This is a genomic window from Halorubrum zhoui, from assembly GCF_051194155.1.
Taxonomy (GTDB): domain Archaea; phylum Halobacteriota; class Halobacteria; order Halobacteriales; family Haloferacaceae; genus Halorubrum.
This window is the reverse complement of sequence record NZ_JBLZNJ010000002.1, coordinates 215,661-233,119: the sequence shown is the minus strand read 5'-3', so window position 1 is coordinate 233,119 and position 17,459 is coordinate 215,661. Positions and strand designations below refer to the sequence as shown.

The following is a 17,459-nucleotide window of genomic DNA, read 5'->3' as shown; positions in this document are numbered from 1 at the left end:
CGCAAATGGGATCCTGTATCATCTGTGGCACCGACGTCGAGGGTGACGGCCGGATCTGCCGGTCCCACCAGGAGGACGTCGTCTTCGACTTCCGCGGGAACAGCCCGGACCAACTCGTCGCGAACCGCTTTTACCGCGGCGTCGTCGACGGCTACGCCGACTTCGGCGTCTTCGTCGACCTGGCGCCCGGCGTCACCGGTCTCCTCCACCGCTCGGAGCTGGACGTGCGCCTCGAGAGCCTCGAGTGGGAGCCCGGCGACGACGTGTTCGTGCAGGTCACCGGCGTGCGCGACAACGGGAACATCGACCTCGCGTGGTCGATCCGACAGGCCGACCGCGAGTTCCGTGGTGAGCTCGTCCACGACGGCGACAGCGAGTGGCTCCCCACAGACCAGGCCGACGAGACGGAGGCGACCGATACCGCGGTCGAGACAGAACCGGTCGAGGCGACCAGCGAGACAGAGCAGACCGAGACGGCACCGACCGAGACGGAGCCGACCGAGACGGCCGACGAACCGGAGCCGACCGAGACGGCCAGCGAACCGGAGACGACCGAGACGGCCAGCGAACCGGAGACGGAGTCCGCCGTCGAGGCGGCGGCCGAGCCAGCCGACTCGGTGACAGCCTCGGACGAACGCGTCACCGTCGCCTCACTCGGCGATCGCGTCGACGAGACGGTCCGTCTCGAGGGCGAGGTCGTGAGCGTCAGACAGACCGGCGGGCCGACGATATTCGAGCTACGCGACGAGACGGGCGTCGTCGACGCCGCGGCGTTCGTCGAACCGGGCGTCCGTGCGTACCCGGACGTCGTCGTCGGCGACGCGATTCGGCTCGACGGCGAGGTCGAGCGCCGTCGCGGCGATCTGCAGGTCGAGACCGAGGCGCTCGCCGTGCTCGCGGGCGACGACGCCGATGCCGTCGAGACGCGACTCGCCGAGGCGCTCACCGCAGAGGCCAGACCTGAGGGACTCCAGCCGCTCGCCGGTGACGAGGCGGTCGCGGGGCTCGGCGAGGGGCTCTTGGACGCCGCCGAGGCGATCCGCCGTGCCGTGCTCGAGTCGCGACCGATCGTCGTCCGACATCCGGCGACGGCAGACGGCTACGTGGCGGGTGCGGCGCTCGAGCGGGCCGTGCTCCCGCTGATCGACGACGCACACGAACAGAGCGACGCGGCGTACCACTACTTCACCCGTCGGCCCACCGACGAGCCGGTGTACGGGATGGACGCGGCGACGAACGACGCCACGCGGATGCTTCAGGACCGCGACCGGCACGACGAGAAGCTGCCGTTGTTCGTGCTCGTCGGCATCGGGTCGACGACCGAGTCCGCGGACGGGCTCGACCTGCTCTCCGTGTACGACGTCGAGGCGGTCGTCGTCGACGCCGCGGTCGCCGACGCCGAGACGCGTGCGCAGGTCGACACGCTGGTGTCGCCGACGCTCGAGTCCGTCGACGCCGACCTCTCGACGGGAGCGCTCGTCTCCTCGCTCGCCTCCGCGGTCAACGACGCGGTGCGGTCGGACCTCGTGCACCTCCCGGCGGTGAGTTACTGGGCGGAGACGCCGGACCGATACGTGACGCTCGCCCGGGACGCGGGATACGACCGCGAACGGATCGCAGAGCTTCGCGAGGCGGTCGCACTGGAGGCGTACTACCAGTCGTACCAGGACAAACGCGAGCTGATCGACGACCTGTTGTTCGACGACGGCGGCGACCTCGCCGCTCACGTCTCGGCGCAGTTCCGCGAGAAGCTCGAGACCGAACGCGAGACGGCGAGCGCGAACCTCGTCACGGAGTCGGTAGACGGCGTCGAGTTCGCGGTGTTGGACACCGACGCGTACACCCACCGCTACGACTTCCCACCGACGCCGCTCCTGCTCGACGACCTCCACCGACACCACGCCAACGGCGACGCCGCCGCCACCGTCGGCATCGGCACCGACGAGCTGTACGTCCGATCGACGGGTGACCTCTCCGTGCGGTCGGTCGCCTCCCGAACGGCCGAGATCGCTCCGGAAGCAGACGTCTCGACGGCGGGGCGCCGCGAGGGGAAGATCTCGTTCCTCGCCGGCGAGCGCGACGCGGTCGAGGACGCGGTCGTCGCCGCGATCGCCGACGCGTTCTGAGAGGGCACTAGTCGTCGTCGGTCGCGGTACCTGCAGTCGTGTCCTACACGGTCCGCCGCGACGGAGGCGACTACTGCGACCCGGCGCGGCGGAACGGCCCCGGCGGCAGTCGGAGTTCGTCCAGTTCTGGGAGGTGTTTGACGTTGAACACGAGCTTCAGCTCGTCGGAGGTCGGATACCCGTTACACGAGAGGCGGAATCCTCGCTCGGTGAGCTCCGGAGAGAGGATGTGGTTCGCGGGCTGTGAGAGGTCGCCCTCGTGGACGTACACCGCACAGTTCGCACACGCGCCCCCTCGACACGAGAACGGCCAGGCGTATCCACGATTCTCTGCGGCCTCGAGGAGACTCTCGTCGGATTCGACGAGGAACCGACCGTAGTCTCCGGCCGACAGCCCCGCGTCGGCCGCCTTCGCAAACAGGGCCTCGTCGTCTAAGGCCCAGCCGCGGTCGGCGACCGCCTCGTAGTCGAGAAACGTTACGCGAGTCTGTGCCGCCTCTGTGTCCCCTTCGGGATCGACGTCGAACGACTCGTCGATCGTCGGGTCCGTCGCCGAACCGTTCAGGTCGCGGTCGGCGAGCTCGCGGTACGCACGTCGGACGAGGGTGAACTCGGCTACCGACCCGCCGGTGTCGGGGTGTGCCTCTTTGACACGCTCTCGGTACGCCCGTTCGACGTCGTCGTCGTCGGCGTCGTCGGGGACGTCTAACACGTCGAACGGCGATACCATTCGCAGTACAGCGTAGCCGAGCCACACACATAAACGTCTCACTCGACGCCGGTGACGTGTCGCAGTCGGAGGTGACCCGACGGGCACAGCCGACACCTCCGCCGCGACGGACTCATCTGCTCACCGTTTAAGCGGTCGGAGCGTCTGTGCTACCACGATGGGAAACGCGGACCTGCGCGATCTCGCGTCGATACGGACGATCCCCTTCGACGACCTCGAGGGGAGCGTCGTCGCCGTCGACGCGCACAACTGGCTGTACCGGTACCTCACGACGACGGTGAAGTGGACGAGTTCGTCGGCGTACACGACCGCCGACGGCGTCGAGGTGCCGAACCTGATCGGCGTCGTGACGGGCCTCGCCTCGCTCTTCGAGCACGACCTCACGCCGGTGATGGTGTTCGACGGCGAGGTGACGTCGATGAAAGCCGACGAGGTCGCGGAGCGTCGCGCCCAGCGAGCGCGCGCCGAGGAACGGCGGGCCGAGGCGGTGGCCCGCGGTGACGACGTCGAAGCCGCCCGGCTCTCGGCGCGAACACAGCGACTCACCGACGTCATTCAACGGACGACCCGCGAGCTGCTCGGGCTGCTCGACGTGCCGGTGGTCGAGGCACCGGCCGAAGGCGAGGCGCAGTGTGCACACATGGCGGCGGACGGCTCGGTCGACCACGCCGGCAGCGAGGACTACGACACGTTGTTGTTCGGCGCGCCGACCACCCTGCGAGGCCTGACGAGCAAGGGCGACCCCGAGCTGATGGACCTCGCGGCAACGCTCGCCGACCTCGAGTTGGACCGTGGAGGGCTCGTCGACGTCGCCATGCTGTGCGGGACGGACTTCAACGATGGCGTCCACGGCGTGGGTCCGAAGACGGCCGTCTCGGCCGTTCGCGAGCACGGCGACCTCTGGGGAGTGCTCGAGGCGCGGGACGCGTCGATCCCGAACGCGGAGGCAGTCCGTTCGTTCTTCCTCGATCCACCCGTCAGAGACGTCTCCGTCGACGAGACGGTCTCACCGGACGTCGACGCCGCAATGACCTACGTCGTCGACGAGTGGGGCGTCGACCGGGGTTCGGTCGAGCGAGGCTTCGACCGGATCCGGGAGTCACAGGTGCAGACCGGGCTCGACCGGTGGACGTGACGGGGCAGCGGTCAGCCGTGCGCACGTCGTCGTCTCAGCGTCTGACGAGCACGGTAAGTTTACAGTTGCCCCTCGCTAACCGAGAGTCATGAAGGTGCTGGTAGCCGGTGGAACCGGCTTCATCGGGTCACATCTCTGTCGCGCGCTCGCCGAGGCCGGTCACGAGGTGACCGCGCTGTCGCGGTCGCCGGCACAGACACCGACGGGCGTCGAAAGCGCCGTCGGCGACGTCACGGCGCCCGACTCGATCGCGTCTGCGGTCGACGGGCAGGACGCGGTGGTGAACCTCGTCGCGCTCTCGCCGCTCTTCGAACCGAAGGGCGGGAACGTCATGCACGACCGCGTCCACCGAGCCGGGACCGAGAATCTGGTTCGCGCCGCCGAGTCGGCCGACGTGGGTCGGTTCGTCCAGCTCAGCGCGCTCGGTGCCGACCCAGATGGCGACACGGCGTACATCCGCGCGAAGGGTGCGGCCGAACGGATCGTCGAGGAGAGCGACCTCGACTGGACGGTGTTCCGTCCCTCCGTCGTCTTCGGGGAGGGCGGCGAGTTCGTCTCGTTCACGAAGCGGCTGAAGAAGCTGTTCGCCCCACTCGTTCCGCTGTACCCGCTCCCTGGCGGTGGAACGACGCGATTTCAGCCGATCCACGTCGACGACCTCGTCCCGATGATCGTCGAGTCGCTCGAGAGCGACGAACACGTCGGTGCGACCTACGAGATCGGCGGACCAGAGCGGCTGACGCTTCGTTCGGTGACCCAACTCGTCTACGAGGCGGAACGAAACGGGGTGACGATCGTCCCGTTGCCGATGCCGCTCGCGCGGATCGGCCTCGGCGTGCTCGGTGCGGTCCCGGGGTTCCCGATGGGTAGTGACCAGTACCGGTCGTTACAGTTCGACAACACCACCGACGACAACGACGTCGACGCGTTCGGGGTCGACGCCGCCGACCTCACGACGCTCGGCTCGTACCTGGGGGTCGAGTGATCATGTGCGGGACGGTCCACGGCCGCGAGGTGCTCGGCGGCGCGTCGGGTCCGGGTCGACCACCAGAACGATTATGTACCCGATACGACTCTGCACATTCAATTGAGCGGGTGAGTTCACGATGAAACTGGCAATGATCGGCTTCGGACAGGCGGGAGGGAAAGTCGTCGACAAGTTCTTGGAGTACGACAAGCGAACCGGCTCCGAGATCGTTCGCGCCGCGGCGGCGGTGAACACGGCGAAAGCAGACCTGATGGGTCTCGAACACATCCGCGAGGACCAGCGCGTGCTCATCGGCCAGTCGCGGGTGAAAGGCCACGGCGTCGGCGCCGACAACGAACTCGGCGCGGAGATCGCCGAGGAGGACATCGACGAGGTGCAAGGAACGATCGACTCGATTCCGGTCCACGAGGTTGACGCCTTCCTGATCATCGCCGGGCTCGGCGGCGGGACGGGGTCTGGCGGTGCACCGGTCCTCGCAAAACACCTCAAACGCATCTACACGGAGCCGGTGTACGGGATGGGCATCCTCCCCGGAAGCGACGAGGGGGGGATCTACACGCTCAACGCGGCGCGGTCGTTCCAGACGTTCGTCCGCGAGGTGGACAACCTGTTAGTGTTCGACAACGACGCCTGGCGCAAGACCGGCGAGTCCGTCCAGGGCGGGTACGACCAGATAAACGAGGAGATCGTCCGTCGGTTTGGGATCCTCTTCGGTGCCGGCGAGGTGCAGGAAGGCCAAGAAGTCGCAGAGAGCGTCGTCGACTCCTCTGAGATCATCAACACGCTCTCCGGTGGGGGAGTCTCGACGGTCGGCTACGCCGAAGAGGAGGTCGACGACCCGAACAGCGGTGGACTGCTCTCGCGACTCCGCGGCGACGACGGGGCCGACGAGCTCGACAGCGCCCACACTACCAATCGCATCACGAGTCTCGTCCGCAAGGCGGCGCTCGGCCGGCTCACGCTTCCGTGTGAGGTCGACGGGACGGAGCGTGCGCTGCTCGTTCTCGCCGGGCCACCGGCGTACCTCAACCGGAAGGGAATAGAGCGCGGTCGGAAGTGGCTCGAAGAACAGACCGGCTCGATGGAGGTTCGCGGCGGCGACTACCCGTACAGTGGCTCTGGCTTCGTCGCCAGCGTGATCCTGCTCTCCGGTGTGACGAACGTCCCGCGGATCAAAGAGCTCCAGCAGGTCGCCATCGAGGCACAAGAGAACCTCGACGAGATCCGCCAGGAGAGCGAAGAGAACCTCGAAGAGCTCGTCTCCGACGACAGCGACGAGCTCGAGTCGCTGTTTTGACCCGGCCGCCGGATGGACGTCATCGTGCCGTTCGCCGTCGACGATCCGAAGTCACGCCTCGAACCCGTCCTCGCCCCCGACGAGCGACGTGAGTTCGCCCGGGCGATGCTCGCCGACGTGCTCGACGCCGTCGTGACGGCCGGCGGCAGCCCGCACGTCCTCGCGACAGCGCCCTTCGACCCGACCGCCGACCGCTCTGGGTCACTCGATCCCCCCGTCGTCGTCGACGACCGGCCGTTGACCGACGCCGTCAACGCGGCGCTCGAACGCCACGGACACGCGGCTGCGGGCCCGACTGCCGAACCACGCACGGCCTCCTCGTCCCGAGATGGTGTCGCCGTCGTGATGGCCGATCTCGCGCTCGCCACGCCGGGCGCGCTCGCGCGGCTCTTCGAGCCCGACCGAGACGGCGACCGGTCGGACGAGCCCCCCGCCGACGTGACGATCGCGCCGGGGCGTGGCGGTGGTACCAACGCGCTCGTCGTGCGGCAGCCGGCGTTCCGGGTCGACTACCACGGCGCGTCGTACCTCGACCACCGACGCGTCGCCGAGCGGCTCGACGCGACGGCTCGGGTCGTCGACTCGTACCGCCTCGCGGTCGACGTCGACGAACCGGCCGACCTGGCGGAGGTACTACTACACGGATCGGGCGCCGCGGAGGCGTGGCTCCGTGACGCGGGATTCACACTCGATACCGCCGATGGCCGTGTGACCGCGACGCGAGCGTGACCGGGTACGGTGTGACCGACGATCGGCGCGACCGCGACGCTTTTGCTCTTCGGTCACCCAGCACGGGACGTGTTCGCGGGCGCAGCCGAGTACGGCGTAGACGTCGACGTCGAAGAACGGGCGGTCGAGCGACTGCTCTCCGTCGAGCCGGCCGATGTCGACACGCCCAGGTCGCTCACCTTCGCCCGGAACGTGTTCGTCCCGCTGACGACGGCGTGCCGGTACACCTGCACGTACTGTACCTACTACGACGTTCCAGGAGAGGCGAGTCTGCTCTCGCCGACGGAGGTGCGCGACCAGTGTCGCGTGGGTGCAGACGCGGGCTGTACCGAGGCACTGTTCACCTTCGGTGACGCGCCCGACGCGCGGTACGAGGCGATCCACGAGCAGCTCGACGCGTGGGGATTCGAGCACATCCACGACTACCTCTATCGTGCCTGTGAGATCGCCTTAGAGGAGGGCCTGTTACCGCACTCGAATCCAGGTGACCTCACCGAAACCCAGCTCGAAACCCTCCGTGAGGTGAACGCCTCGATGGGAGTGATGCTCGAGACGACCGCCGACGTCGACGCCCACAGCGGCAGGCGTCGGAAGACGCCCGGCCAGCGGCTTCACACGATCCGCGCCGCCGGGAAACACGCCGTTCCGTTCACCACGGGCATCCTCGTCGGTATCGGCGAGGGGTGGCGCGACCGCGCGGAGAGCCTTCTCGCGATCCGTGCGCTCCACGAGCGGTACGGCCACGTTCAAGAGGTGATCGTCCAGAACGTCGTGCCGAATGAGCGCTCCGACTTCCCGAAGCCGAGCCTCGAGACGATGCGTCGGGTCGTCGCTATGGCGCGAGCCGCGCTCCCACCGGAGGTCTCGGTACAGGTCCCACCGAACCTCTCGCCGGCAGCCGAGCTGGTCGACTGTGGGATCGACGATCTGGGCGGAGTCTCACCGGTGACGGATGACTACATCAACCCGGCCTACGCCTGGCCCGACCTCGACGGCCTTCGTGCGGTCGCCGACGCCGGCGGACTCGCCCTTCGCGAGCGGCTCCCGACGTACGGCCGGTACCTCCCGTCGGACCTCCAGCCTCCGAACGCGTCTCCGGCGTCGACCCCGGTGGCATCGGCCCGTGACTCGTGGCTGTCCGCGCGGATTCGCGACCGGATCCGTGCCGACGACGTCCACGGACGGCGACTCGCCGCCGTCGCCCGCGGTGACGGACCGCTCGATCCCCGACCGGTTGGTGCGGTCCCCGCCCGCAACGGGTGACCGTCCCGGTACGCTATTACGTCGTCGGAGAGAACGGGACAGGCGATGGTCTCGTTACAGTTCGGACTGACGGCGATCACGGCCGTCGCAGCAGACGTACTGCTCACCGCCGTGTTGTTCGTCGGCGGTTTCCTCGGCGTACTGCTCCTCGGGCGGACGGTGTTCGTCCCGGCGATCGAACGAGCGCTCACCGCCCGTGGCTTCGACGAGGCGGTTCGTGGCCTCGGGTCGCGCGTCGCGAGCGCGGTCGTCTGGGTGGCGGCCATCACCGTCGCGTTCACCCTCGCCGGGTACGGCGCGTTTCTCTCGGCGTTCGCCGTCTTCGGCAGTGCCCTCGCGCTCGCCGTCGGATTCGCCGCACAGGACCTCCTCGGGAACTTCGTCGCGGGCGTGTTCATCCTGAAAGACAAGCCGTTCCAGGTTGGCGACTGGATCCAGTGGGACGGCAACACCGGCCGCGTCGAGGACATCGACCTTCGCGTCTCGCGGATCCGAACGTTCGACAACGAGCAGATCACGGTGCCGAACGGCGACCTCGCCAACAGCGCGGTCACCAATCCAGTCGCCTACGAGACCCTCCGACAGAAGTTCGTCTTCGGGATCGGCTACGACGACGACATCGCAGCGGCGACCGACATCATCCTCGAGGAGGCCGAGGCACATCCAGACGTTCTCGAGGAACCAGAACCGTCGGTTCGGCTCGTCGAACTCGGTGGATCCGACGTCGGACTTCAGTCGCGCTGGTGGATCGACGACCCCGATCGCGGCGACTTCGTCCGCGTCCGCTCTGAGTACGTCACGGCGGTGAAAGAGGCGTTCGACGAGGCCGGCATCGACATCCCGTACGTCCACCGACAGCTCACCGGAAGCGTCGAAGTCGTCGACGTCGTCGCCGAGGAACCGTAGTCGGTCGGGCTCACCCGCCGGCGCCTTCGGATTCCGTCCCGCCGGGGCGGTACTGTCGACTGACCGCCTGCCAACGGTCGGATCGGAACCGCACCACGTTCACTCCCATCGGGACGAGCTTCTCGACGAGCACGGCGACGTAGAGCCCACCGACGCCGAGCGCCGTCACCGTTCCGAGGAGGGCAGCCGGGAGCGCGAAGACGTAGAGGCCGAGCATCGCCGCGACGAACGGCCACCGGGTGTCTCCGGCACCCCGCAGTGATCCGGTGATAGAGCCGTTCACCCCGAGCGGCACCGCCGAGACGGCGGCGACCACCACGAACGCCGCGGTTGCAGCGGTCGCCGCCGGGGCGTCAACGAACACCTGCGCTATGGGCGTCGCCGCAGCCACGACGGCCGTGGACGCGAGGACGTAGACCAACGCCGAGAGACGGATGATGTCTCGTCCGTACGCCGTCGCCCCGTCCTCGTCGCCGGCACCCAAACGCTGCCCAACGAGGGTACTCGCGGCGATAGAAAATCCCCAACTAAAGCTGCCGAGCAGGGCCCGAACCCGTCGACCGACCTCCAGTGCGGCGACGGTCGCCTGACCGAACGACGACGCCACCCAGAGCAGCGGAAAGACGGCGATCCCCTCCGCGACGCGGCGCGCGACGAGAGGGGCAGACACCCGGACGAGCTGTCCGATCAGCTCCGCGTCGATCCAGGTGCCGTCGCGACCGACGGGGACCGGTGAGGCGCCGTGACCGAAGTACGACCGACCACTGAGCCCCCACGAGAGCCCGACCGCGACCGCCGCGATCGAGACGGCCGTCCCGAGTGCGGCACCCGTCACGCCGAGGCCCATACCGAGTACGAGTCCGACCGTGAGTCCGACGTTGAGGAGGGCACCGCCGGCACGAAACACCATCGGCGTGAACGTGTCGCCCACGCCGGCGTACGTCCGACTGGCGATCATGTTGAAGAACTCGAACGCGAGCGCCGGCGCGGTGACGACGAGGTACGTGACGCCGTAGCCGAGCGCGTCTCCCTCTCCGCCGACGAGCGCGATCAGTGGCTCCGCGAACGCCACGAAGCCGACGACTATCGGCAGCGCGAGCGCTGCGGCGACGACGAGCGACTGTTTGACCACCAGCGCCGCCCGGTCGCGCTCGTCACCGCCGTAATTCTGTGAGACGAGCGAGACGGTGCCGCCTGCGAGGCCGATAGAGACGAACTTGGCCAGCTGCCAGTAGGCGAACGCAAAGGCGATCCCAGCGACCGCAGGCGCACCGAGCACCACGCCGATGACGGCGAGGTCGACCGTGTTCTTCGACATGATGGCGAAGCCCGTGACGATCCGCGGCCAGGCGAGGTCGAGGGTCTCGGTGAGCCGGTCCCGCTCGATGATACCAGCACGATCGAGCGCGCTCGCGACGGTCGTCGCGACGAGTACGGCCGCGCTTCGAAGCCGGGAGCCCATATCGTTCTCTTGTGGCGTCACCGGCTTGGGTCTGTCTGTCGACTTCGATCGCCTGGAGGGCCCACGCATACGTCGGTGGCAGCAGAACACAACCGTTTTGTTGCGACCACAGCTAGGTATCACTCATGAATACACGTGCGTGGCGGACGTACCTCGTGACGGACGACGCCCGCTCGGCCGGCCGGGAGACGCCGGCCGTCGTCGAGGCGGCGCTCGAGGGCGGCGTCGACGTCGTCCAACTCCGCGAGAAGCCGATGGACGCTCGCACCCGGTACCGTGTCGGCCGCACGGTTCGTTCGCTCACCGCCGAGGCGGGCGTCCCGCTCGTGGTGAACGACCGCGTCGACCTCGCAGCGGCCATCGACGCCGACGGCGTGCACCTCGGTCAGACGGACCTCCCGGTCGAGGTCGCTCGTGATCAGCTCGGTTCGGACGCGATCGTCGGTGTGTCCGCGGCCACCGTCGCGGAAGCGCGCGCGGCCGCCGACGCGGGAGCCGACTACCTCGGCGTGGGTGCCGTCTACGGAACCAACTCGAAAGACGTCGCCGACGATCGCGACGGCGTCGGTCCCGAGCGAATCCGGTCGATCACCGAGGCGGTCGACATCCCGGTCGTCGGCATCGGCGGGATCACCGCCGAAAACGCCGCACCAGTCGTCGAGGCAGGCGCAAACGGCGTCGCGGTCATCTCGGCTATCACGGCCGCAGACGACCCCGAGGCGGCCACAGCGGCGCTCAGAGAGGTGGTCGAGCGTGCCCGATGAGCGAGCCACCGCGCCGCCGCTCGACGACGACGCCGTCGGCGGTGCGCTGAGCGCAGTCGCGGCCTCCTCGCCGCTCGTCCACCACCTCACCAACGACGTGACGACGAGCGAGACGGCGAACGTCACGCTCCACTGGGGCGGGCTCCCGGTGATGGCGGACGCACCGGCGGAGGCGGGCGACATGGCCGCCACCGCGGACGCGCTCGTGCTCAACACGGGGACGGCGACCACCACAGACGTCGACACGATGGTCGAGGCCGGTCGCCGCGCGAACGAGGCCGACGTTCCGGTCGTCCTCGATCCAGTCGGATACGGGTCGACGCCGCACCGCGTCGAGTCGGTCGGGCGACTTCTCGAGGCGGTCTCCGTGGACGTCATCAAGGGAAACGCCGGTGAGATCCGTGGACTGGCCGGCGAGGAAGCGGCCGTCAAGGGCGTCGAATCGGTCGGACCGGCTTCGGGGGTCGCCGACGCGGCGAGTGCACTGGCGGCGTCGTCGGGTGCCGTCGCGGTCGCGTCGGGCGCGACGGACGTCGTCGCCGGCCCGGACGGCGTGTACACCGTCGATGCCGGTCACGAGCAGATGGGCTCGTTCGTCGGGTCGGGCTGTATGCTGGGGAGCACGCTCGCGACGGTCGCGTCGACCGTCGGCACGGCTACGGAGGCGCCGGCATCGACCGTCGAGGCGTCGCTCGTCGCCGTCCTCGCGTACGGACTCGCCGGTGAGCGTGCAGCCGACGAGACGTCAGGCGGGCCGGCGAGTTACCGGACCGCGTTCATGGACGCCGTGGCTCGGATCGCGTCCCGACCGCCGACCGTGGCCGTCGACGCACGCGTCTCCATGCGGTGAGCGACCGGTCGGTATCGGGCGGCCGTGCGCGCGGCTCGTACGCGTGTCCGAGGCGAGTAGTGTGGCGAACGGACGGTGTGGTGTTCACGCGGCGATACGTCGGCGGTAGCCTCACCGCCGCCACGCTCTGTGGCCCGCGGGGGACCACACCGCCACCGCGTCCGCGACCCCCGGGCACTGGTGTGTCGCACGGAGTGACTGTGGCGGTATCGTACTTAAGCTGCGGTCGTCGGCATCGCCCGGCTCACCGGGTCGCGCGCTTCCACTCGCGGAGTCCGATGCGGTCGCCATCGAGGTCGTCTTCGGGCGCTTCGGTGGCTGCCCACACGAAGAGCGGGGCGACGCTCTCGGGGTCGCGGGCGCGTTCCATCCCGGTGAGGTCGGTGGCGACGAGGCCGGGGTCGACGACGCCGACGGTCGCCTTGAGGTCGGCCGCGAAGCTCCGGGCGACGCCTTCGGCGGCGGCCTTCGAGACCCCGTAGGCGCCCATGCCCGATTTGACCTCGTGTGCGACCGATCCCGACGGGACGAGGACCCGCGCGTCGTCGGCGAGGTGAGGTACCGCCTCGGTGATCGTCGCGAAGACGCCGCGGGCGTTCGTCCGCATCGTGTCGTCGAACGTCTCGTAGCTCACCTCGCCTATCGGTGACTCGCCGGGAGCGCCCGCGAACACCGCGGCGTTGGCGACGACGACGTCAATCGGACCGAGCGCTGCGGTCGCGCGCTCGAAGAACCGTTCGAGGTCGAACTCGTCGCGAACGTCGGCGCGCGTCCCCCAGACGGTCCCCGCTGCGTCCGCCTCCGTCGTCTCCTCCCGGTCGGTGAGCGTGTCGACCGTCTCTTCGACGGCGGCTCCGTCGCGCCCAGAGACGGCGACGGTCGCTCCCTCGTCGACGAAGGCCGTCGCGACCGCCCGTCCGATTCCGCTCGTTGCGCCGGTGACCGCGACCGTCACGTCCATACTGACTCTCGATACGCCCGAGGAGGACTTAGTGGTGTTCACCGACCGCCGCCGGCTCACGCGTGGCGGTCGGCACGCGGGCCGGGGTGGCTGGTATTTATACGGGTGCCGCCCTACCGATCGAGCATGGACGCGGCCCCCGACATCGACGCCGTGGCTGGTGAGTCTGTCGTCGTGATCGGCGGCGGATTCGGCGGCCTCTCGACCGCCTGTTACCTCGCCGACGCCGGCGCGGACGTCACCGTGCTCGAGAAGAACGACCAGCTCGGCGGACGCGCGAGTCGTCTCGAAGCCGATGGGTTCCAGTTCGACATGGGCCCATCGTGGTACCTGATGCCGGACGTCTTCGAGCGCTTCTTCGGCCACTTCGACCGCTCACCCGAGGAGTACTACACGCTCTCGCGGCTCGACCCACACTACCGCGTGTTCTGGAAGGACGGCGACCGCGTCGACGTCCTCCCTGACATGGAACACAACCGCGAGCTCTTCGAGTCGTACGAGCCGGGGGCGGCCGACGCGCTCGACGCGTACCTCGAGGAGTCGAAACGGACCTACGAGATCGGCATGGAGCACTTCGTCTACGAGGACCGACCGCGCCTGCGCGACTACGTCGACACCGACGTGCTCCGGTACTCGTGGGGCCTCTCGCTGCTCGGGAAGATGCAGGGGCACGTCGAGGGGTACTTCGATCATCCGAAGCTCCAGCAGCTGATGCAGTACACCCTGGTGTTCCTCGGCGGCTCGCCAACGAACACGCCAGCGCTGTACAACCTGATGAGTCACGTCGACTTCAACATGGGCGTCTACTACCCCGACGGCGGCGTCGGTGCGGTCGTCGACGGGATCGTGGAGCTCGCGGGCGAGCTCGGCGTCGAGTTCGTCACCGGCGCCGAGGTCACCGGGATCGAGGGGCGGTACGGCGCGTTCGCGGTCGACACCGTCGACGGTGACCGTCACCTCGCCGATCTCGTCGTCTCGAACGCCGACTACGCACACACCGAACAGTCGCTTCTCCCCGAGCAGAAGCGACAGTACACCGAGGAGTACTGGGAGTCGCGGACGTTCGCTCCCTCGGCGTTTCTCCTCTACTTGGGCGTCGAAGGCGACGTCGACGAGCTCGCACACCACACGCTCGTGTTGCCGACGGAGTGGGACGAGCACTTCGCGCAGATCTTCGACGACCCGGCCTGGCCCGACGATCCGGCGTACTACCTGTGTGTACCGTCGAAGACCGACGACACGGTCGCACCGGACGGCCACAGCAACCTCTTCGCGCTCGTGCCGATCGCCCCCGGCTTGACCGACACGCCCGAACGCCGCGAGCAGTACCGCGACCTCGTGCTCGACGACATCGAAGCGAACACGGGGACGGCGCTTCACGACCGGATCGTGTTCGAAGAGACGTTCTGTGTCGACGACTTCGCCGACCGGTACAACAGCTACGACGGAAGCGCGCTGGGACTCGCGCACACGCTCCGACAGACGTCGTTGTTTCGACCACCGAACCGCTCTGATGCGGTCGACGGGCTGTACTTCACCGGCGGCACCACGACTCCCGGTATCGGTGTTCCGATGTGTCTGATAAGCGGCGGGCTGACCGCAGAGCGCATCGCGGATGCGATCTGACGCCGTGAACGACCGCGACGACGCTCGCCGTGGCGCAGCCGAGCCGGACGCGACAGCCCAGGCGGTCGAGCCGGACGCGACAGCCCAGGCGGTCGAGCCGGACGCGACAGCCCAGGCGGTCGAGCCGGACGCGACGGCCCAGGCGGCCGAGTCGGACGCGACCGGTGGTCCAGATCGGTCTGGACTCGTCGGTCGGCTGCGATACCTCCTCGTGCTCTCACGGCCGCGATTCTGGCTCTACCTGGCCGGACCGGTCGCCGTCGGCGTGACCTACGGGATCGGCGACGTGAGCGAGCTGTTCACACCGGTCACGATCTCGCTCGCGGGCTACTTTCTGGTCCCGGCGAACGTCTTCTTGTACGGCATCAATGACCTCTTCGACGCCGACGTCGACGAGTTGAACCCGAAAAAAGACGACCGAGAGACGCGCTGGCAGGGCGACCGGCTCACCGTGACGGCGGTCGGACTCGCTGCGGGACTGGGCGTCGCGACGTTTGCGATCACCCCGCGTATCGCGTGGCCGTACCTCGCTGGATTCCTCGTGCTTTCGGCCGGCTACAGCGCGCCGCCGCTGCGGTTCAAGACGACGCCGCTCGTGGACTCGGTCTCGAACGGGCTCTACGTGCTTCCGGGCGCAGCCGCGTACGCGACGGTCGCCGGGACACAGCCACCGCTCGCGGCTCTCGCCGGTGCCTGGCTGTGGACGATGGGAATGCACACGTTCTCGGCCATCCCGGACATCGAGCCCGACCGGGCGGCCGGAATCCGCACGACGGCCACAGTGCTCGGGGCTCCTCGAACCTACCTGTACTGTCTGGCGTGTTGGGCGGCCGCGGCAGTCGCGTTCGCGGTCGTCGACGTCCGCCTCGGGCTGTTGCTCGGCGTGTATCCGGTCTTCGTGACGTGGGTGGCCCGCTCGGCGGTCAGCGTCGACCGGGCCTACTGGTGGTTCCCGGCGCTCAACACCGCGGTCGGAACGCTCCTCGCGATGGGTGGCCTCTGGCGGGTGTACCCCGTCTGGGCGGTGGTCGGATGAGCGACGACGCGCCCTCGACTCCGTCTCACGCCGAGGCGCTCCGCGACCGAGTCCCTCGCACGCGGGCCGGGTTCGAGCGCGAACTCGACCGGCTCGTCGACGAGAACCGCTTCACTATCGCCGTCGTGTTCCCGGCCGTCGGGGCGGTGTCGCTCGTCGGCAGCGCTGAGGGGTGGATCCCAGAGCCGTTCGCGTTTCACCCCTGGTTCGTGTTGTTCGGCGTGCTCGTGATGCGGTCGCCGCTCGTCGTCGGCGTGCTGCCGCTGTTCAGTCGGCGGGCCGTCGGCTGGATCGGCGCGCTGATCGCGTACACCTACGCGATCGAGACGATCGGCATCCAGACGGGGTGGCCGTACGGGAGCTTCGCGTACACGATCGACCTCGGACCGATGCTCGGCGGGGTGCCGATCGCGCTGCCGGTGTTTTTCATCCCGCTCGTGGTGAACGCGTACCTGCTCTGTGTGCTCTTGCTGGGCGAGCGGGCACAAAACACCTGGCTTCGGCTCCTCACCGTGAGCGCGACCGTCGTCGCGATGGACGTGGTGTTGGACCCAGGTGCCGTCTCGCTCGGTTTCTGGACGTTCGACGGCGGGGCCTTCTACGGCGTGCCGCTCTCGAACTACGCCGGCTGGGTGTTGTCGGCCGTGGTCGCGGTCGTCGCCCTCGACCGCGCCTTCGACCTCGGTGCGGTGCTGGCCAGGCTCAGACGGTGTCCGTTCATGCTCGACGACATGGTGAGCTTCGTCATCCTCTGGGGGGGGATCAACGTCTGGTTCGGAAACCTCCTGCCGGCGCTCGTCGCGGGCACCTTCGGACTCGGTCTCCTCAGGGCGGACCGATTCGACAGCGGGCTGTTACGGCTCCGAGACGCCTAGTCGGCGTCGCGGCGTCGCTTTCGAGGACGGCGCGGACCGACTCGGAACCACTTATATGTCAGCCAGTCGTTTCTGACGCTATGGCGACGAGTCGACTGCGAGCCGGTGGCGGTGAACGGGGTGTCGATGGATAGTCTCGCGATCGAGTACGGGGAACACGACCGCGTCAGGGAGGTGATTGACCGCCTCCGCTTCTGTGCGGAGCACGTCAGCGTGGACTTCGGCGAGTGGGACGAACCCCACGTCAAGGGCCCAGGACTGTACTTCGCGGTCGTCGCCGACAGGGAGTTCGGTGCGTACGCCGACGCGATGGGCGACAATCGGTGGCCCAAAGACCGATGTGCGTCGGTGTTCGACGAAGACGAGTTCGTCGCGGCGACCCAGTCGGTGAGCGTCAGCCAGGATGGGGGGGTCGTCGTCGCCGTCGACGGCGAGGTCGAAGCACAGATGGTCCGCTTTCGCGACCTCGGGACGCGGCGCGAGGAGGCCGACCTCGTCGACGACGTGGGGTACGAGCCGTGGATGGGATCGCGTCACATGAGCGCGATCGAGACCTCGGTGCGTCCGGAGGTGGTCGCGACGGTGACGCTGAGCGAAGAGACCGGCCGCGTGAGCGTCTTTCGCGACGGCGAAGCCGACTCCGTCACCCGTGAATCGATCGGTGGCACCTGGCGTGCCGAGTGAGTACGCGGCACACCGGGTCACTCAGCG

16 protein-coding genes are annotated in these 17,459 nt (G+C 68.6%); 13 read left to right on the top strand and 3 right to left on the bottom strand.

The genetic code is table 11. From position 1 onward, the window contains the following. Nucleotides 1–5 precede the first annotated feature (5 nt). Nucleotides 6–2,126, top strand: a complete 2,121-nt coding sequence (locus ACNTAO_RS02875; RefSeq protein WP_435160445.1) for a DHH family phosphoesterase — start codon at nucleotides 6–8, stop codon at nucleotides 2,124–2,126. Between the two features lie 70 nt (nucleotides 2,127–2,196). On the opposite strand, the gene fer is transcribed toward ACNTAO_RS02875, so the two are convergent. Next, on the bottom strand, nucleotides 2,197–2,856 hold the full coding sequence (gene fer / locus ACNTAO_RS02870; RefSeq protein WP_435160444.1) for a ferredoxin Fer: 660 nt from the start codon (nucleotides 2,854–2,856) through the stop codon (nucleotides 2,197–2,199). A gap of 157 nt (nucleotides 2,857–3,013) precedes the next feature. On the opposite strand from fer, the gene fen reads away from it, so the two are divergent. The 6 genes from fen to ACNTAO_RS02840 all read left to right on the top strand — a co-directional run bounded on the left by fen (nucleotide 3,014) and on the right by ACNTAO_RS02840 (nucleotide 9,174). Then, the gene (fen, locus tag ACNTAO_RS02865; protein WP_435160443.1) at nucleotides 3,014–3,991 is read left to right on the top strand and encodes a flap endonuclease-1; all 978 of its coding nucleotides are present in this window, start codon (nucleotides 3,014–3,016) and stop codon (nucleotides 3,989–3,991) included. Nucleotides 3,992–4,079: 88 nt separating this feature from the next. Then, a complete protein-coding gene (locus tag ACNTAO_RS02860) occupies nucleotides 4,080–4,976 on the top strand; it encodes a complex I NDUFA9 subunit family protein (protein ID WP_435160442.1) in 897 nt (298 codons plus the stop codon). A 121-nt stretch (nucleotides 4,977–5,097) separates the two neighbouring features. After that, nucleotides 5,098–6,276, top strand: coding sequence for a tubulin/FtsZ family protein (locus ACNTAO_RS02855; protein ID WP_435160441.1), 1,179 nt, complete (start codon nucleotides 5,098–5,100; stop codon nucleotides 6,274–6,276). A gap of 12 nt (nucleotides 6,277–6,288) precedes the next feature. Continuing rightward, entirely contained in the window at nucleotides 6,289–7,005 is a 717-nt protein-coding gene (gene cofC / locus ACNTAO_RS02850) for a 2-phospho-L-lactate guanylyltransferase (RefSeq protein ID WP_435160440.1), read from the top strand. A 69-nt stretch (nucleotides 7,006–7,074) separates the two neighbouring features. Continuing rightward, complete coding sequence (gene cofG, locus ACNTAO_RS02845; RefSeq protein WP_435160439.1) at nucleotides 7,075–8,268, top strand: 7,8-didemethyl-8-hydroxy-5-deazariboflavin synthase subunit CofG; 1,194 nt, start codon at nucleotides 7,075–7,077, stop codon at nucleotides 8,266–8,268. A 45-nt stretch (nucleotides 8,269–8,313) separates the two neighbouring features. Further along, on the top strand, nucleotides 8,314–9,174 hold the full coding sequence (locus tag ACNTAO_RS02840; RefSeq protein WP_435160438.1) for a mechanosensitive ion channel family protein: 861 nt from the start codon (nucleotides 8,314–8,316) through the stop codon (nucleotides 9,172–9,174). A gap of 10 nt (nucleotides 9,175–9,184) precedes the next feature. Here ACNTAO_RS02840 and ACNTAO_RS02835 read toward each other — a convergent pair whose 3' ends face one another. Next, nucleotides 9,185–10,636 carry an MATE family efflux transporter gene (locus tag ACNTAO_RS02835; protein ID WP_435160437.1) on the bottom strand — a complete coding sequence of 484 codons (1,452 nt, stop codon included), beginning with the start codon at nucleotides 10,634–10,636 and terminating at the stop codon, nucleotides 9,185–9,187. 125 nt (nucleotides 10,637–10,761) lie between these two features. On the opposite strand from ACNTAO_RS02835, the gene thiE reads away from it, so the two are divergent. Continuing rightward, the gene (gene thiE, locus ACNTAO_RS02830) at nucleotides 10,762–11,400 is read left to right on the top strand and encodes a thiamine phosphate synthase (protein ID WP_435160436.1); all 639 of its coding nucleotides are present in this window, start codon (nucleotides 10,762–10,764) and stop codon (nucleotides 11,398–11,400) included. Then, nucleotides 11,390–12,250, top strand: coding sequence for a hydroxyethylthiazole kinase (gene thiM / locus ACNTAO_RS02825; protein ID WP_435160435.1), 861 nt, complete (start codon nucleotides 11,390–11,392; stop codon nucleotides 12,248–12,250). The genes thiE and thiM overlap by 11 nt, the downstream gene beginning before the upstream one ends. 244 nt (nucleotides 12,251–12,494) lie before the next feature. Here the strand turns inward: thiM and ACNTAO_RS02820 are convergent, their stop codons facing one another. Then, nucleotides 12,495–13,211 carry an SDR family NAD(P)-dependent oxidoreductase gene (locus ACNTAO_RS02820; RefSeq protein ID WP_435160434.1) on the bottom strand — a complete coding sequence of 239 codons (717 nt, stop codon included), beginning with the start codon at nucleotides 13,209–13,211 and terminating at the stop codon, nucleotides 12,495–12,497. 126 nt (nucleotides 13,212–13,337) lie between these two features. On the opposite strand from ACNTAO_RS02820, the gene crtID reads away from it, so the two are divergent. The 4 genes from crtID to ACNTAO_RS02800 all read left to right on the top strand — a co-directional run bounded on the left by crtID (nucleotide 13,338) and on the right by ACNTAO_RS02800 (nucleotide 17,432). Then, complete coding sequence (gene crtID, locus ACNTAO_RS02815; protein WP_435160433.1) at nucleotides 13,338–14,837, top strand: bifunctional phytoene desaturase/3,4-desaturase; 1,500 nt, start codon at nucleotides 13,338–13,340, stop codon at nucleotides 14,835–14,837. A gap of 4 nt (nucleotides 14,838–14,841) precedes the next feature. Beyond that, entirely contained in the window at nucleotides 14,842–15,873 is a 1,032-nt protein-coding gene (locus ACNTAO_RS02810) for a prenyltransferase (protein ID WP_435160432.1), read from the top strand. Further along, a complete protein-coding gene (gene cruF, locus ACNTAO_RS02805; protein WP_435160431.1) occupies nucleotides 15,870–16,748 on the top strand; it encodes a bisanhydrobacterioruberin hydratase in 879 nt (292 codons plus the stop codon). Before ACNTAO_RS02810 ends, cruF begins: the two co-directional genes overlap by 4 nt. Before the next feature lie 126 nt (nucleotides 16,749–16,874). Next, nucleotides 16,875–17,432, top strand: coding sequence for a hypothetical protein (locus ACNTAO_RS02800; protein ID WP_435160430.1), 558 nt, complete (start codon nucleotides 16,875–16,877; stop codon nucleotides 17,430–17,432). Nucleotides 17,433–17,459: the final 27 nt, after the last annotated feature.

Excerpts from the sequence above, each read along its gene's own strand:
- ACNTAO_RS02875 (WP_435160445.1), top strand. The coding sequence starts at position 6 with ATGGGATCCTGTATCATCTGTGGCACCGACGTCGAGGGTGACGGCCGG.
- fer (WP_435160444.1), bottom strand. The coding sequence starts at position 2,856 with ATGGTATCGCCGTTCGACGTGTTAGACGTCCCCGACGACGCCGACGAC.
- fen (WP_435160443.1), top strand. The coding sequence starts at position 3,014 with ATGGGAAACGCGGACCTGCGCGATCTCGCGTCGATACGGACGATCCCC.
- ACNTAO_RS02860 (WP_435160442.1), top strand. The coding sequence starts at position 4,080 with ATGAAGGTGCTGGTAGCCGGTGGAACCGGCTTCATCGGGTCACATCTC.
- ACNTAO_RS02855 (WP_435160441.1), top strand. The coding sequence starts at position 5,098 with ATGAAACTGGCAATGATCGGCTTCGGACAGGCGGGAGGGAAAGTCGTC.
- cofC (WP_435160440.1), top strand. The coding sequence starts at position 6,289 with ATGGACGTCATCGTGCCGTTCGCCGTCGACGATCCGAAGTCACGCCTC.
- ACNTAO_RS02840 (WP_435160438.1), top strand. The coding sequence starts at position 8,314 with ATGGTCTCGTTACAGTTCGGACTGACGGCGATCACGGCCGTCGCAGCA.
- ACNTAO_RS02835 (WP_435160437.1), bottom strand. The coding sequence starts at position 10,636 with ATGGGCTCCCGGCTTCGAAGCGCGGCCGTACTCGTCGCGACGACCGTC.
- thiE (WP_435160436.1), top strand. The coding sequence starts at position 10,762 with ATGAATACACGTGCGTGGCGGACGTACCTCGTGACGGACGACGCCCGC.
- ACNTAO_RS02820 (WP_435160434.1), bottom strand. The coding sequence starts at position 13,211 with ATGGACGTGACGGTCGCGGTCACCGGCGCAACGAGCGGAATCGGACGG.
- crtID (WP_435160433.1), top strand. The coding sequence starts at position 13,338 with ATGGACGCGGCCCCCGACATCGACGCCGTGGCTGGTGAGTCTGTCGTC.
- cruF (WP_435160431.1), top strand. The coding sequence starts at position 15,870 with ATGAGCGACGACGCGCCCTCGACTCCGTCTCACGCCGAGGCGCTCCGC.
- ACNTAO_RS02800 (WP_435160430.1), top strand. The coding sequence starts at position 16,875 with ATGGATAGTCTCGCGATCGAGTACGGGGAACACGACCGCGTCAGGGAG.